The following is a 14609-nucleotide window of genomic DNA, read 5'->3' as shown; positions in this document are numbered from 1 at the left end:
TATTTTATTTGTTTTTATTTAATCTTCTACCCAAAATAAACTGTTCTAGATTGTGTTTATGATTATATTTTATAGACGAAAATTTATCTTTATCAATAATAATATCATTTATATCAATATCGTTTAATGCAGCAATTGCTACTGCATAGTGTATTACATCGGCTAATTCGTTTCCTAATTGAGACTTCAAGTCTTCATCCTCGACATGTTTTCTACCTGCCTTTTTATTTAAGACCTCTGCTACCTCACCAATTTCCTCTACAAGCTTCATAAATAAACTTTGATCATTTCCACCATTTATATAGTAGTCATATAAATATTCTTGAAGCTCTTCTATTAAAATTTTCATTTTGTATTCACCTCATAAAATTTAATTTTAATTTACCCTTTATTTTTTTTCTTCTAATCTTTTAATATAACTGTCATTAAGTTTTTCAAATAACATCAATTCCTTTTATTCGTTATTATAACATGAAATACAAAAAACCACTCTTAAAAAATAAGTTCCGATCAGACACCTCCGCAGCTCCTAAAGAGAGCGAGGAGCAGTGCCATAAGTGAAATCTCTTTATTTTTATCTCATTTTTAAATTTTTTATTTTTGTGGGTATAATTTTTCACTAAAAAATTATCGCAAATTTTAGATTTTTAATTTTGCGGGTATTTTTTTCGATCAAATTTTTATCGCTTTTTTAAGAAACTTCAATTTGTGGGTATATTTCATGAATAATTTTTGAAAATTTTACTCAATTTTATTATCTCAATTTTAAAGATAGCAATTTTGAGATAATTTTTAACCACTTTTTTGTTATCGCTTTTTTTAAATTTAATTTTTTGAGGATATTTTAAGCTACATTTTTATTATCTCTTTTTGTTATTTTTAATAATTGAGATTATTATATCATCCATATAAAAAAATAAAAGTTTACGTAGGCACCTCCTCAGACCATATCGATAAAAAATAAGTTCCGATTCGCCACCTCCGCAGCTCCCAAAGGGAGCGAGGACTCGTGGCAGAATCGGAATCTTATTTTTTATTTAGTACCAAACAATCTATCTCCGGCATCTCCCAGCCCCGGTAGAATGTATGCATCTTGGTTTAATTCTCTATCTAATGAAGCAACATAAATATCTACATCCGGATGAGCTTCTTGAATAGCTTTAACTCCTTCCGGAGCAGCAACTATATTTATTAATCTAATTGATTTACAACCTTGATTTTTTAATTCTGTGATAGCATCATTTGCTGAACCACCTGTTGCTAACATTGGGTCTAAAACAAAGATATCTCTTTCTTCAACGTCAGCCGGTAATTTTGCATAGTATGGAACAGGTTTTAATGTATCATGATCTCTGTACATACCAATGTGTCCAACTTTAGCACTTGGCAATAACATTAACATTCCGTCTACCATACCTAATCCGGCTCTTAAAATAGGAACTAATCCCAGTTTTTTACCTGATAATCTGTAGCCTGTTGTTTTTTCTAGCGGTGTTTGTAATTCAAATTCTTCTAATTCTAAATCTCTACATACTTCATAACACATAAGTTGCGAAATTTCAGTAACAACTTTTCTAAATTCATTTGTCCCTGTATTTACATCTCTAATAATGCTTAATTTATGTTTAATTAGTGGGTGTTCTAAAACTGTTAATTTACTCATTTTTTTTGCCTCCAAATATAAATTAATCTTCAATTTTGTTTACTCTATTTTGATGTCTTCCACCTTCAAATTCTGAATTTAAAAAATTATCTACTATATTTTTAGCTAATTCATCTCCTATGATTCTTGCTCCTAAGTTTAAAATATTTGCATTGTTGTGTTGTCTAGTTAATGATGCACTTAATGGATCTGAACAAAGTGCCGCTCTTATACCTTTAGCTTTATTACATGCAATATTCATTCCTATACCTGTTCCACAAATACCGATACCGTATTTAACCTCTTCAGAAATCACACTTTTTGTTAGTTTTTTTGCAAAATCCGGATAATCTACTGAATTTGCATTTTCCGGACCAAAATCTACAACTTCATATCCATTATCAATTAGATACTTCTTTATTGTTTCCTTTAAATCATATCCTGCATGATCTGAAGTAATACCTATTTTCATTAAACCCTCCTTACATTTTGAGAAGCCGACTTTTTAAGCCTATTCATAATGCTTAAACCATAGCCTTTTTCCTCAACACCTCTTATAACTACCAATTCAACACTATTTTCATCCATTTTTCTAAGAGAATCAAATAATATTTTGCCCATATATGACAAATCATTTTGATTTCCCATATATATTATATTTTCATTTTCAAATTTTCCTTTGTCATTTTCAAAAATCATTAATCCAATTTTTTTGTCCTGATTTTTAGATAAAATTTTTTTGACTGCTTTTCTAAAATTTTCATCATCACCAATTAATACTTGAACTTCTGCATTTGGTGCATAGTGTTTGTATTTTTGTCCCGGTGATTTTGGAGTTAAATTAATATTATTTAAACCTTCATCAATATAGACTATTTTCCAAAATTTTTCAAGTTTTTCTTTTGTATAATATCCAGGACGTAAAATTTTCGGATATTCTTCTGTTAAATCTAAAACTGTTGACTCTATCCCTATTTCACAGTCGCCACCATCTATCACAGCATCTATTCTTCCATCCATATCCTCAAGTACTGATTTTGTACTTGTTGGAGATGGCTTAGTTGAAAGGTTTGCTGAAGGTGCAGCAATTGGAGTTTCACACAACTTTATAAACTCTCTTGTAATTTCTTTATTAGGCATTCTGATTGCAACAGTGTCCAAACCGGCAGTCACTTCATTAGGAATAATTTTTGACTTTTTTAATATTACAGTCAAGGGTCCCGGCCATAATTTATTCAAAATTTCTAAATCAGAATCCTTCACATCTCTTGTCAATCTTTTTAATTCTGATATGTCTGAAATATGTAAAATTAAAGGGTTATCCATCGGTCTATTTTTAGCTTCAAAAATTTTTCTGCATGATTCGCCATTTAAACCATCTCCCCCTAGTCCATATACTGTTTCAGTAGGAATAGCTACCAACCCCCCATTTTTTATAATTTCTGTAGCCTCTCTTAAATTTTCATAATTTTGATTGTTTCTAAAATCAAAAATTTTTGTTTTCATAATTTCCTCGATATCTATAAATTAATATCATCCATATCTATATCTTCTAATTCTTTTGGATCTTCTACACAATAAAAACAAGGTTTATCTAAAATATATGTCGGATCAATATGGATATTAATGATTATCCCCATTTGATTATATAAATCCATTTCAACCTCATTTATAATTTTATGCATGGAATAAACATCTATATTTGCAGGTACTTCAACATGGCAAGAACCATATACCTTTCTTCTACCATATTCATGCAATTGTATATTATGAACTCCTACAATATATTTACCTTTTAGGATTATTTCAATAACCTTATCCATTGTCTTATCACTAATTTTTTTGCCTAAAAGCACTGTCCCCATATCAAAAAATATTTCAACTCCTGATTTTATTACTAAAATAGAAATAACTACACCAACATATCCATCAATATTTATATTTGTAAATTCAAAAAATATTATTGAAAATAGTACAATAGATGTTGCAATAACATCATTTAATGCATCTATAGCTACACCTCTATTTAAAGTGCTTTTTGACATATTTTCAGTTTTTTTGTTATAACTGTACATATAAATTTTAAGTAATATTGAAACAATCAAAATCACTATTGTAACAGGTTTAAAAATTATATCTTCAGGATTAAAAATATTTTCCAAAGATGATTTAAGCAATTGCAAACCAACAACAGTTACAAATAATCCAACCATCAATGTTGCAACATATTCTGTTCTACCATGTCCATATGGGTGGTCTTTATCTGCAGGTTTTCCGGACAAAATTGAACCATAAATAGTTATAATACTAGTTAAACAATCAGATAAATTATTCCAAGAATCACTAACAACAGATATAGAATGAGTTATAAGTCCTATCACAAATTTCATAATAAATAATAGAAAGTTTATAAACAATCCCATTATACCCGTTAATCTTATCAATTTATCTCTATTTTGTTTACATTCAAAATCTCTAGATTTTACATATTTATCTATAAAAAAATTAAACATTTTGCCTCTTTGTAGTATTATTTCATACTATCAATTAATTCTTTTAATTCGTCCGTCGTATCGACAATATAATCGGCAGATGTTGTTTCTAAAAAATCTTTATCTCTAAATCCCCATGTTACTGCTATTGTCTTTACACCAGTATTTTTACCTGTTTCAACATCAACTTCACTATCTCCAATATATAAAATTTCATCTTTTGAAATTTCTAATTTTTCAATTAATTCATTTAATACTAAAGGATTTGGCTTGCCGGGTTTTCCATCAACTAATCCCAAAACAATATCAAATAATCCATCTCCAACCAATTCTTTAAATAAAGGTTGCAATACTGTATCTGGCTTATTTGAATATGCTACAAGCATGTATCCTTCTTCTTTTAACTTTTTTATTAAATCAACAATTCCTACATATGGAACTGTTAAATATGAAGGCTCTGCATTATATCTCTTTGTATAATGAGCTAAAACTTCATCTATTATCTTTGCATCATAAATATGATTATGCGAAAACATTAAAGCCTGTTCTATTAAATATCTTGAGCCATAGCCTAAAGCTTTTCTAATATATTCCGGCTCATCAATCTTATAAAAACCCTTTTCATACAATGTTTCATTAACTTGATAAACTATAGAATCTAAAGTGTTTAATATTGTCCCATCTACATCAAATGCTATTAATTTCATCTTGTCTCCTAAATTCATATAATCCTATAGATGTTGCTATAGGAAGGTTCAAACTGTCTACATCCTTACTTTGAGGAATAAATACTTTTTCTCCAAATTTTTCAAAATCTTTTGGAAGTCCCGATCCTTCATTTCCCATCACTAAAGAATAAGGTCTTTTTACAACTTTCTTATAAATACTATCTTGATTATTCATAGAAAGCATAAATAAGTATAAATTATTTTTATGTAATTTAATATAATCTTCCATAGTATCAAAATGGCTTATTTTCACTTTAAAAAAAGCTCCCATAGATGCTCTTATAGTTTTTGGATTAAAAACATCTGCTACATTTCCAACTAAAACTAAATCATAAATACTAAATCCTACCATCGACCTGATTATTGTCCCTAAATTTCCCATATCAGAAATATTATGAAGAACTACATGATTATTTCCTTCAATTACATCTTGAGTTTCTTTCTTGAAAATTCCTATAACAAATGTATTATCTTTATCAGAAAGTTTTTTTATCAAATTTGAAGCAATTTCATATCTAATATTTTTTTCTTTTAATAAACTTATTAAATTTTCTTTATCCTTATATCTTTCATCAATAAAGACTATTTCAATATTTTTATCACTATTAATTAACTCTATAGTAGGAAAAGCTCCTAAAGTGTATGAATAATCTTCTTTTTTTGAATATTTTTTATATTTACGCATCTCTACTCCTTATATTATTTTATTAATATAGACGAATTTAGTCAATTAATAAAATAAAATATTTTACGCAAAACTTTTTCTTTATTGTATAATAAAATTATATTTCTATATACTAAAAAATAAAAAAATTAAGGAGAAATCCAATGAAAGATAGAAATTTAAGTTTACTTATGGACTTTTATGAATTAACAATGGCAAATGGATATTTTGTAAATGGATACAAAGATATAATTGCAAATTACGATTTATATTTTAGAAATGCTCCTGATAATGCAGTTTTTGCAATATCAGCGGGACTTGACACTGCTATTGAGTATATTGAAAATTTTCATTTTGATGATAATGAAATTGAATTTCTAAGAAATAAGAAAATGTTTTCTGATGAATTTTTGGAATATCTCAGAAACTTTAAATTTGAATGCGATATAATGGCTATTCCTGAAGGTTCAGTAGTATTTCCTAGTGAACCGCTAATGAGAATTAGAGGTCCATTTATACAGGCACAATTACTGGAAACAATGCTTTTGCTAATTATTAATCATCAATCAATGATTGCAACTAAAACAAGCAGAATTGTACGTTTTTCAGGTGGAAAAGCAATTTTAGAATTTGGTTCAAGAAGAGCTCATGGAGCTGACGCTGCAAATTATGGTGCTAGAGCCTCATATATTGCAGGTGCTGCAGGTACTGCAAATACTCTTGCAGATTATAAATATGGAGTACCGGCTTTAGGAACAATGGCTCACTCATGGATACAATCATTCGACACAGAATATGAAGCATTTGCAACATATGCAAAAACTTATCCAAATAACACAGTACTTTTAGTAGATACTTATGATACCTTAAATCAAGGAATTCCTAATGCTATCAAAGTTTTTAATGATGTATTAAAACCTATGGGAATTACCCCTGGAGGTATAAGGCTAGATTCTGGAGATTTGGCTTATTTATCAAAAAAAGCAAGGATTATGCTCGATAAAGCAGGTTATGAAGATTGCAATATAGTTGCATCCGGTTCTCTTGATGAATTCAAGATAAAAGATATTATTAATCAAGGTGGAAAAATAGACGTTTATGGTGTTGGCGAAAGACTTATAACCTCAAAATCAAATCCTGTATTTGGTGGTGTTTACAAACTTGTCGCAATTGAAAAAAATGGAATTGTAAAACCTAAAATTAAAGTATCGGAAAATATAGAAAAAATCACAACTCCTGGCAAAAAACAAGTATATAGAATTTATGACAATGAAACAAATATGGCAAAAGCTGATTTAATTACACTAGAAGATGAAATAATTGATGAAAATATGCCTTTAACAATATTCCATCCACTATATACATGGAAGAAAAAAACAATTAATAACTTTTATGTGAAACCTCTTCTTGTTCCTATTTATAAAGCAGGAAAATTAGTATATAAAAGACCAAATATGGAAGAAATTAGGAATCATTATAAAGCTGAAATTAATTCTTTATGGGAAGAATATAAAAGACTAGATTCTCCTCAATTATATAAAGTGGACTTATCCCAAAAATTATGGGATTTAAAAAATAATTTATTAAATAAAGCAAAAGATAATTTACAATATTAAGGAGTAAATATATGATATACACAGTAACATTAAACCCTGCTTTAGATATTATTTATACAGCAGATAGTTTAGAATCGGAAGGCTATACATACGCAAATAATACTCAAAAATTTCCTGGCGGTAAAGCCATAAATGTATCAAGAATGTTAACAAATATTGGAATTCCAAGTATTGCAACAGGATTTTTAGGTGGACGACCTGGTAAATTTATAAAAAATTGGTTTAAGGAAATAAATTCTGAAACACATTTTATAGATATAGAAGATGACACGAGAATTAATGTAAGACTAAGAACACCGGAAAAGCATATTACTATTGCCGGCACCTATCCATCTGTTCCAGAAGAAAAAATATTAGAACTTTTAACATATCTTTCAAAATTAAGAGAAGGAGATATTGTTGTAATGGGTGGATCGATTCCTTGTAATGTAGATTTTGAAATTTATAAAAGAATTGCTGAAATTTGTAAAGCAAATAAAGCAGAATTTGTAATTGATATTCCACCTAAACAAATGAAAGAGTTGCTTCCTTATAGGCCTCTATTAATTAAACCAAATATTGATAATTTAGCTAAAATGTTTGATTTAGAACAGATAACAAACGAAGCTGATATTATTAAATATGGATTAAAATGTATAGAATTAGGTGCTAAAAATGTTATAGTCTCAGTCGGTGAAGAAGGCTCTTACCTATTTAGTGATAACGCTAATTCATATAGATCTTATGGTATAGATGGTGAAGAAGTAAATTCATTTAATTCCAGAGATGCCATGATTGGTGGTTTTATAGGAATATATATGAGAAAACAAGATGTTATAGAATCATTTAGAATGGCTTCAGCTGCTGCATCAGCTACTGCATTTGTTGAAGATTTAGCGGATCATGATTTAACAATGCAAATATACGAAAAAACAATTGTTGAAAAAATTGAACTATAAAATAGGATTGAAAAAAGAGATAGAAAATATAAATTAATCAAAATTAGTACTTGCATAATAATTATTACAATAAATAGGCCCTAGACATTGAAATCTAGGGCTTTTTCTAGTAATTTACTAATTTTTTTATAAAGACTCTCTTCTATCTTAAAGTAGCCATTTATACTATATTTTTTCAAAATCTCTTTCAAAATTTACAACGGAAACAAATTTTCCATCTTCATTTTTTATTTTTCTAACTCTTTTATTAAAATCAATTCTTTTCATCCAAATAACATGCTTACAACTTTGACATTCTAACTTAAATTCTATTCCTGTTCTAAGAATTTTCCATTCATTTTCCCCACAAGCATGTCCTTTTTTTAGTTTTACTAAATCTCCTAGTATATATTGTAACATTATCCTACCCTAATCCTTGAAAATGAAATTTTTTCTTCATTAAATTCTTTTATAATTTCTTTTCTCAATGCTCTTTGTACATCCCATTGTGTACCATTTTGAACCTTTGTTGCTATCTGAATTTTATATCCATACATATCTAATTCATCTATTCCCAAAATTTTAGGCCTTTCCAACAAATTAAATTGTTTATAAATAGTATTAGAAGCTTTATTTATAGCTTTTTCAATAATTTCAAAGGGTTTATCATCTGTAATATATAAACTAACAGATGCTCTCATTCTATTTACTGAATTATTTATAACTATAGAAATTTTGCTATTAGGTATGATAATTTCTCTTCCATCTATATCTTCAAGTTTAGTAATTCTCATACCAACATATTTAACAGTACCAGTTAGCCCTTCAATAGTAACCAAATCTCCTATGTTAAATTGATTTTCAAATACTATAAATGCTCCAGTAATAACATCCTGAACAATCGACTTTGATGCAAAAGCTATCGCCATACCACCAATTCCAGCAACAGCTAATATAGACGTAGTATCTACATTAAATACATCAAATATAAATGTAATCATCAAGAAATATAAAACAATATTTATAAAGTTTTTTAAAACTGATAAAATTGTTTTTGCTTTATATTCATATTTTTGATTTATTACAAAATGTTTTGCATTAATATCTAAAATTTTATTTACAACCATTTTTATAATTAAAAATATTAAAATTATAAAAATAATCTTAAAAATATTAGATACTATTGTATTTTCCTCATATATTTGTGTGATATTGTTCAATAAATACATCTAAAACTCCTAATATGCCTCTATTTTTTCAATTCTATTATCATAAATTGTGTAAAATGCTTGATTGTTGATATACCAATTTTTTACATCCTTTGCTTGTTGTTCTATTATATTACCATTTTCGTAAACTTTAATAAATGAATTTCCAATACATACTATCGAATTTCTTCTAATAGATACAGCATCTGCATCTATTCCCAATTCCTTATCATCTAATTTATTTAAGGAAATATCATATACTTTTATTCTCTTTCCATCTGCTACTGCTATTTTTTGATAATCATAGTCAAATGAAGAAATATCTGTTAAAAATATTTTTTTCATTATACTATTTCCCTTAATTAAATAAATATAACTATTTGATATTAATATATTATTTTCTCCCGAAATGAATGCCTCTAAAAACACTTCGTTAATAGTAGAAGTAAAAAATTGAATAGTATCATTATTTTTTATCGTTATCGTAGAAGATATAACCCCATTATTTAGATTCATTTCAATGATAGCTTCCTTGCCACCTTCAAAAAAATATGAAACAGGATTCTTTAATTTTTCACTTCTTTTAAGCTCTTTCAAATTTTTATCTAAAATAATTACAGAATTATCATTAAATAATTGTATTTGATTATTTTTTATTTTCACATTTTTTATTTCAGAATTTATTTTTACATTATTTTTTTCTTTTCCATTATTTCTATCTAACATCAAAATATTGCCTTCTTTTTCAAATAAATATATGTATTTATCATAATAAGTTCCAACAATATTTTTTACTTCAACATTAAATATTTCTTTATTAGAATTAAAAGCTTTTAGTACATTTCCTTCAATTTTGTAGTATTTGTCATCCACAACTCCTACAAACTTACTATTTGTACTAATTTCTGCATCAAATGTTTTCACATTTGCTTTCAATGTATTAAAGCTATAAATATTATATACTATAAATAATCCAACTATTAATAAGACTAAAAGTATTCCCTTAAAAATAGAAAAGTTTCTAAAAAAAGAGTTACTTTTTTTTATTCTATTAATTCTCATTTTTTTTCTATTTTTATTAGAATTTCTTTCTCCCATAATTTCCTCTTAATAATTAAAAAATACTAATTAATGTAAAATATACCAACACGATAGCACCTAAAACTATTCTATAATAACCAAATACCTTAAAATCATGTCTTTGAATATATTCTAAGAATTTCTTAATAACTATATATGCAACTATAAACGATAAAACAAAACCTAATGCAATCAATCCCCATTGTCCACCTGTTAAGCCTGTTGTTTTAATAAGTTTCAATAATGTAGCTCCTAACATAGTAGGAATAGCCAAAAAGAACGAAAAATCTGCTGCTGCTTTTCTATTCAATCCTAAAATCATAGCACCAATAATTGTTGCTGCTGATCTTGATGTGCCAGGCCACATAGCCAATACTTGAAAACAACCAATTAAAAAGGCAGTTTTATACCCTATTTCAAAAACATCTGTATGCTTAAATATTGTTTTTCCTTTATTTTTATCTTCTAAAAATATAATTATTATACCATAAACGATAAGTGCTAGTGCTACTGGAATAGGCTTAAATAATAATTTATCAATAATATCATCCAATTTTAATCCTATTACAGCTGCAGGTATCGCTGCTATAACTATTTTTTTCCACAAGCTTACTGTTTTATTGTAATTAAACCAGTAGTATGCCTTATTAATTAACTTTTTAGCACCTGATAATTCTTCAATTTTTTCAGGATAAGATCCACTATCTAATTTTTTCTTACCAAATGGATTTAATTTATCAAAATAAATAGCAATAACTGCAAGTATCGCTCCTAATTGAATAATAACAGTAAACGCATTTGAAAAGTTTTCCGGATTTAATCCGACAAATTGATTAACTAAAATCAAGTGTCCTGTTGATGAAACCGGTAAAAACTCAGTAATTCCTTCAATTATACTTAATATAATTACTTTAATAATTTCTAACATATTTTCTCCTATTTGTGATAAGGTTCATTTCTCAAAATACGAAATGACCTATAAATTTGTTCCAAAAGTACAACTCTCATTAATTGATGTGGAAATGTCATTTTTGAAAAAGATAATTTTAATTGTCCTCTTAACTTAACTTTATTATGTAATCCATTTGACCCACCGATTATAAAACATATATCCGAATATCCATCAACCGTTATTTTCTCAATCTTTTCAGCAAATTTTGCAGAATCCATTTGCTTTCCTTCAATACAAAGAGGAATAACGTAAGCTCTTTCGTTTATTTTTGATAAAATAACATCGGCTTCCCTATCCATTCCCTCTTCAACCTTAGATTGAGAATATTTATTTGGCAATTTATATTCATCCACTTCTATTATATTAACATTTGCATAAGAACCCAATCTTTTTTGATATTCTTTTATGGCGTCAGTAAAATATTTTTCTTTAATATTTCCAACACATACAATATCTATATTCATATGTATTTTCCTCCCAAATCAATTACCCTTCCGGTTTTAAATTCCTCTGCAACCTCTATATCTATGTCTTTTTCAACATTTACCCCGATATTTATCAATTCATTTTTCATACTCTGGAGTGCTTTTTTTGAAGTATTATTTGTCTTACTTAAATGCCCCAAAATCAATTTTTCTCCATTCGCATTGACAATTTCCTTCATAACATTTGAGGCTAAATCATTTGATAAATGTCCGTATTCCCCTTTAATTCTATACTTCAAATCAATAGGATATGGACCATTTTCAAGCATCTCAATATCATGATTTGATTCCAATAATAATATATTAGAATCCCTTATAGAATCTACTATTAATTGAGATGTAATCCCCGTATCAGTAAGAATACTAATTTTTTGATTATTTTGGTAAAATATAAAAAATACCGGATCTGCGGCATCATGAAATGTGCTAACAACTTGAACATCTAAATCTCTAAAAGTAAAAAATGTATTTGATTTAAATACATTAATATTTTTAGGATCTACTTTTCCAATTTTATTCTTCATAGCAATCCATGTTTTCTCATTGGCAAGTATTGGAATATCAAACTTTCTACTCAATATACCCACACCTTTTATATGGTCAATATGCTCATGTGTAACAAATATCGCATCCAAATCTTCAGGTTTTTCTCCAATACTTTTTAATAATTCAACTAATAACTTACCTGTTAGACCACAATCAATAAGTATTTTAGAACTATCAGATTGTAAAAATATCGAATTGCCTGTTGACCCTGATGACAATGTGCATAACTTCATCATAACCTCCGTAATTATTAGTTTACCTTTTATAGAGGGAATTTTCAATAATAAAAATAAAAGAATTTTCTTACGTCGCTAGTTCACGACCTATGAACTAACCCCAAAAAGTTGTACTTAAAAATCAACTTTTTGTAGATATATTTTTTTCATGATAAAATATAATACAGAATTAAAAATAAAGACAGTTAAAGCATATTTAAATAATAAATGAGGATACGGATTTTTAACTAAAAAATATTGTCTTAATGAAAAAAGTTTTGCGTATCCACTAGTTCTCAACCTATCAATCTGCGAAAGTGGCTACGCAAAACTTTATTTATTTATAATACCTATAACCACAGGCATCTCTACATTTTTTTCACCGTTATCTAATTCAAAATACAATATGTACATAAATGGTCTGTCTAATTTCATGTCTACAATCTTACTTTCATCCGAAGTAGGAGCCGACTTTTCTTTTAAATTTATTTGTGTTTTAGATGTTGCCTTTCCACCCTGTTCATCTATTTTCATACTTGTAATTTGATCAATTAATGAAACAAAAATATTTTTATCTGATTCTTTTATATATGGAAAATTATTTTCGTTTTTATTAAAAATGGATTTAAGTCCCAAGTTCTTAATTGTAGGAATTAAATCAAATTTACTTTCCACTTCAAATTTAGGTATTAACCAATTGATTTTTGCTTTATCATTATATTCTTTATTTAAAATTTCTTTTAATTTATTTTCATCTTTAATCAGATCTTCTATTTTTACATTTTCATCAGGAAGCACAAATTCTATTTTAATAGAATTTTTAAATTGCATATTTGCCATTTGAAAATTACTACCTTTGTAATATTCTCCTATTTTTTTATTTTTTGACATAAAAGTTTTTTCTACTTCTGTAGCATTCGATAATTTAAATGGTAAATTTTTATTATCATTTTTATTAAATTCATTTTTCCATTTTGATTCAAAATATAAAGTATTAAATAAAGTAACTAATGTATCTTTTTCAGGTTTTATTTCAGGTTTTATCATATTTCTGGTCTTTTCACTAACCCATTTTTCCATCATTTTAGCAGTGCTTTTCTTAGATAAATCTTCAAAAAATACATCTGATAAATAATACTCTTTTGATCTATTTAAGAAATTTTTATTTACTAAATTTTTATCTGCTTCATTTATCCAAACACTATTATTTGTATCAAAAATTCCTTCATTATTAAATGTATTCAACGAAAACGCCAGTAAATTAAGATTATTTTCATTTAATTTTTCTCCATCTTGATTTAATAATTTCAATATTTCCGACTTAGATTTTTCACTCCCACCATTATATAAATTTGACATTGCATAATGTAAACTTAAAGGAGAAAATACTATATTTTCGTCATTTGAACTCTCTAAAAGTTCCTTAGATAAATTAAAAGAATAATTTTTAAAGCCTGATAAAAATTCCTTATTATTCCATTCATTATTTAATTTATCCTTAAAATATTTTTTCTTATCTTCAATTTTAGATGGTGACTTTGTTAAACTGTTATAACCACTACCAAAAATTGAACACGAAGTAATTGTTAATGTCAACAGTGATAAAACACCTAATTTAATCCATTTTTTCATATTTTCCTCCTATAAATTATATTTAATAATATTATATCATAAAAAAAGATAATCCTGAGAATATACTAAGAAAGATTTTTGAATATCTGCCCCTTCAAAACTCATAAATCAAAAAATGTTAGGGTGGTGCAAGCTCTTCAAAATCAAGAACTTAAGATATGATGGGGCTAAATATATCAAAAACATAATTAATTCGTCCCAGCAAAAGATTGATTTTTAATATAGCTAGGGTAGGTATTGCCCCCCTCAAAATCAAGAACTTAGGATATGATGGGGCTAAATATATCAAAAACATAATTAATTCGCCCCAGCATAATAAAAAATTGAATATAGCTGGGGTTCAGACACCCCCCTCAAAATCAAGAACTTAGGATATGATGGGGCTAAATATATCAAAAACATAATTAATTCGTCCCAGCAAAAGATTGATTT

16 protein-coding genes are annotated in these 14609 nt (G+C 27.1%); 2 read left to right on the top strand and 14 right to left on the bottom strand.

Going from position 1 to position 14609, the window contains the following annotated elements:
* Nucleotides 1-4: 4 nt before the first annotated feature.
* The 7 genes from ABGF45_RS07675 to ABGF45_RS07645 all read right to left on the bottom strand — a co-directional run bounded on the left by ABGF45_RS07675 (nt 5) and on the right by ABGF45_RS07645 (nt 5547).
* Nucleotides 5-349 carry a MazG nucleotide pyrophosphohydrolase domain-containing protein gene (locus ABGF45_RS07675; RefSeq protein WP_134711335.1) on the bottom strand — a complete coding sequence of 115 codons (345 nt, stop codon included), beginning with the start codon at nt 347-349 and terminating at the stop codon, nt 5-7.
* 684 nt (nt 350-1033) lie between these two features.
* Nucleotides 1034-1663, bottom strand: a complete 630-nt coding sequence (gene upp / locus ABGF45_RS07670) for a uracil phosphoribosyltransferase (protein WP_134711336.1) — start codon at nt 1661-1663, stop codon at nt 1034-1036.
* Nucleotides 1664-1685: 22 nt separating this feature from the next.
* Entirely contained in the window at nt 1686-2114 is a 429-nt protein-coding gene (rpiB, locus tag ABGF45_RS07665; protein WP_134711337.1) for a ribose 5-phosphate isomerase B, read from the bottom strand.
* Nucleotides 2114-3148 carry an L-threonylcarbamoyladenylate synthase gene (locus ABGF45_RS07660; RefSeq protein WP_134743897.1) on the bottom strand — a complete coding sequence of 345 codons (1035 nt, stop codon included), beginning with the start codon at nt 3146-3148 and terminating at the stop codon, nt 2114-2116. The genes rpiB and ABGF45_RS07660 overlap by 1 nt, the downstream gene beginning before the upstream one ends.
* 14 nt (nt 3149-3162) lie before the next feature.
* Nucleotides 3163-4155 carry a cation diffusion facilitator family transporter gene (locus ABGF45_RS07655; RefSeq protein WP_134743898.1) on the bottom strand — a complete coding sequence of 331 codons (993 nt, stop codon included), beginning with the start codon at nt 4153-4155 and terminating at the stop codon, nt 3163-3165.
* Nucleotides 4156-4172: 17 nt separating this feature from the next.
* Nucleotides 4173-4841 (bottom strand): HAD family hydrolase, encoded by a 669-nt coding sequence (locus tag ABGF45_RS07650; RefSeq protein ID WP_167554077.1) that lies wholly within the window; start codon nt 4839-4841, stop codon nt 4173-4175.
* Entirely contained in the window at nt 4822-5547 is a 726-nt protein-coding gene (locus ABGF45_RS07645) for an RNA methyltransferase (RefSeq protein ID WP_134743900.1), read from the bottom strand. The genes ABGF45_RS07650 and ABGF45_RS07645 overlap by 20 nt, the downstream gene beginning before the upstream one ends.
* 143 nt (nt 5548-5690) lie before the next feature.
* Here ABGF45_RS07645 and ABGF45_RS07640 point away from each other — a divergent pair, with 143 nt between their 5' ends.
* Nucleotides 5691-7142 (top strand): nicotinate phosphoribosyltransferase, encoded by a 1452-nt coding sequence (locus tag ABGF45_RS07640; RefSeq protein ID WP_134743901.1) that lies wholly within the window; start codon nt 5691-5693, stop codon nt 7140-7142.
* A gap of 11 nt (nt 7143-7153) precedes the next feature.
* Entirely contained in the window at nt 7154-8080 is a 927-nt protein-coding gene (locus ABGF45_RS07635) for a 1-phosphofructokinase family hexose kinase (protein WP_134711343.1), read from the top strand.
* A gap of 165 nt (nt 8081-8245) precedes the next feature.
* Here ABGF45_RS07635 and ABGF45_RS07630 read toward each other — a convergent pair whose 3' ends face one another.
* From ABGF45_RS07630 to ABGF45_RS07600, 7 genes are all read right to left on the bottom strand, one after another.
* Nucleotides 8246-8479, bottom strand: coding sequence for a DUF951 domain-containing protein (locus ABGF45_RS07630; RefSeq protein ID WP_134711344.1), 234 nt, complete (start codon nt 8477-8479; stop codon nt 8246-8248).
* Nucleotides 8479-9288, bottom strand: a complete 810-nt coding sequence (locus tag ABGF45_RS07625; RefSeq protein WP_134711345.1) for a mechanosensitive ion channel family protein — start codon at nt 9286-9288, stop codon at nt 8479-8481. The genes ABGF45_RS07630 and ABGF45_RS07625 overlap by 1 nt, the downstream gene beginning before the upstream one ends.
* Nucleotides 9289-9297: 9 nt before the next feature.
* Nucleotides 9298-10365: a hypothetical protein gene (locus ABGF45_RS07620; protein WP_134711346.1), complete on the bottom strand. Its 1068-nt coding sequence runs from the start codon at nt 10363-10365 to the stop codon at nt 9298-9300.
* Between the two features lie 16 nt (nt 10366-10381).
* Nucleotides 10382-11275 (bottom strand): undecaprenyl-diphosphate phosphatase, encoded by an 894-nt coding sequence (locus ABGF45_RS07615; protein ID WP_134743902.1) that lies wholly within the window; start codon nt 11273-11275, stop codon nt 10382-10384.
* Nucleotides 11276-11283: 8 nt separating this feature from the next.
* Nucleotides 11284-11763, bottom strand: coding sequence for a 23S rRNA (pseudouridine(1915)-N(3))-methyltransferase RlmH (gene rlmH / locus ABGF45_RS07610; protein ID WP_134711348.1), 480 nt, complete (start codon nt 11761-11763; stop codon nt 11284-11286).
* Entirely contained in the window at nt 11760-12563 is an 804-nt protein-coding gene (locus ABGF45_RS07605) for an MBL fold metallo-hydrolase (protein WP_134743904.1), read from the bottom strand. The genes rlmH and ABGF45_RS07605 overlap by 4 nt, the downstream gene beginning before the upstream one ends.
* A gap of 315 nt (nt 12564-12878) precedes the next feature.
* Nucleotides 12879-14177 carry a serpin family protein gene (locus ABGF45_RS07600; protein ID WP_134711350.1) on the bottom strand — a complete coding sequence of 433 codons (1299 nt, stop codon included), beginning with the start codon at nt 14175-14177 and terminating at the stop codon, nt 12879-12881.
* Nucleotides 14178-14609: the final 432 nt, after the last annotated feature.

Source organism: Helcococcus sp. KG196 (assembly GCF_046035495.1).
Lineage (GTDB): Bacteria > Bacillota > Clostridia > Tissierellales > Peptoniphilaceae > Helcococcus > Helcococcus ovis.
The sequence above is the reverse complement of the archived record's forward strand: the minus strand, read 5'-3'. Positions and strand labels throughout refer to the sequence as shown.

Excerpts from the sequence above, each read along its gene's own strand:
- ABGF45_RS07675 (WP_134711335.1), bottom strand. The coding sequence starts at position 349 with ATGAAAATTTTAATAGAAGAGCTTCAAGAATATTTATATGACTACTAT.
- upp (WP_134711336.1), bottom strand. The coding sequence starts at position 1,663 with ATGAGTAAATTAACAGTTTTAGAACACCCACTAATTAAACATAAATTA.
- rpiB (WP_134711337.1), bottom strand. The coding sequence starts at position 2,114 with ATGAAAATAGGTATTACTTCAGATCATGCAGGATATGATTTAAAGGAA.
- ABGF45_RS07660 (WP_134743897.1), bottom strand. The coding sequence starts at position 3,148 with ATGAAAACAAAAATTTTTGATTTTAGAAACAATCAAAATTATGAAAAT.
- ABGF45_RS07655 (WP_134743898.1), bottom strand. The coding sequence starts at position 4,155 with ATGTTTAATTTTTTTATAGATAAATATGTAAAATCTAGAGATTTTGAA.
- ABGF45_RS07650 (WP_167554077.1), bottom strand. The coding sequence starts at position 4,841 with ATGAAATTAATAGCATTTGATGTAGATGGGACAATATTAAACACTTTA.
- ABGF45_RS07645 (WP_134743900.1), bottom strand. The coding sequence starts at position 5,547 with ATGCGTAAATATAAAAAATATTCAAAAAAAGAAGATTATTCATACACT.
- ABGF45_RS07640 (WP_134743901.1), top strand. The coding sequence starts at position 5,691 with ATGAAAGATAGAAATTTAAGTTTACTTATGGACTTTTATGAATTAACA.
- ABGF45_RS07635 (WP_134711343.1), top strand. The coding sequence starts at position 7,154 with ATGATATACACAGTAACATTAAACCCTGCTTTAGATATTATTTATACA.
- ABGF45_RS07630 (WP_134711344.1), bottom strand. The coding sequence starts at position 8,479 with ATGTTACAATATATACTAGGAGATTTAGTAAAACTAAAAAAAGGACAT.
- ABGF45_RS07625 (WP_134711345.1), bottom strand. The coding sequence starts at position 9,288 with ATGTATTTATTGAACAATATCACACAAATATATGAGGAAAATACAATA.
- ABGF45_RS07620 (WP_134711346.1), bottom strand. The coding sequence starts at position 10,365 with ATGGGAGAAAGAAATTCTAATAAAAATAGAAAAAAAATGAGAATTAAT.
- ABGF45_RS07615 (WP_134743902.1), bottom strand. The coding sequence starts at position 11,275 with ATGTTAGAAATTATTAAAGTAATTATATTAAGTATAATTGAAGGAATT.
- rlmH (WP_134711348.1), bottom strand. The coding sequence starts at position 11,763 with ATGAATATAGATATTGTATGTGTTGGAAATATTAAAGAAAAATATTTT.
- ABGF45_RS07605 (WP_134743904.1), bottom strand. The coding sequence starts at position 12,563 with ATGAAGTTATGCACATTGTCATCAGGGTCAACAGGCAATTCGATATTT.
- ABGF45_RS07600 (WP_134711350.1), bottom strand. The coding sequence starts at position 14,177 with ATGAAAAAATGGATTAAATTAGGTGTTTTATCACTGTTGACATTAACA.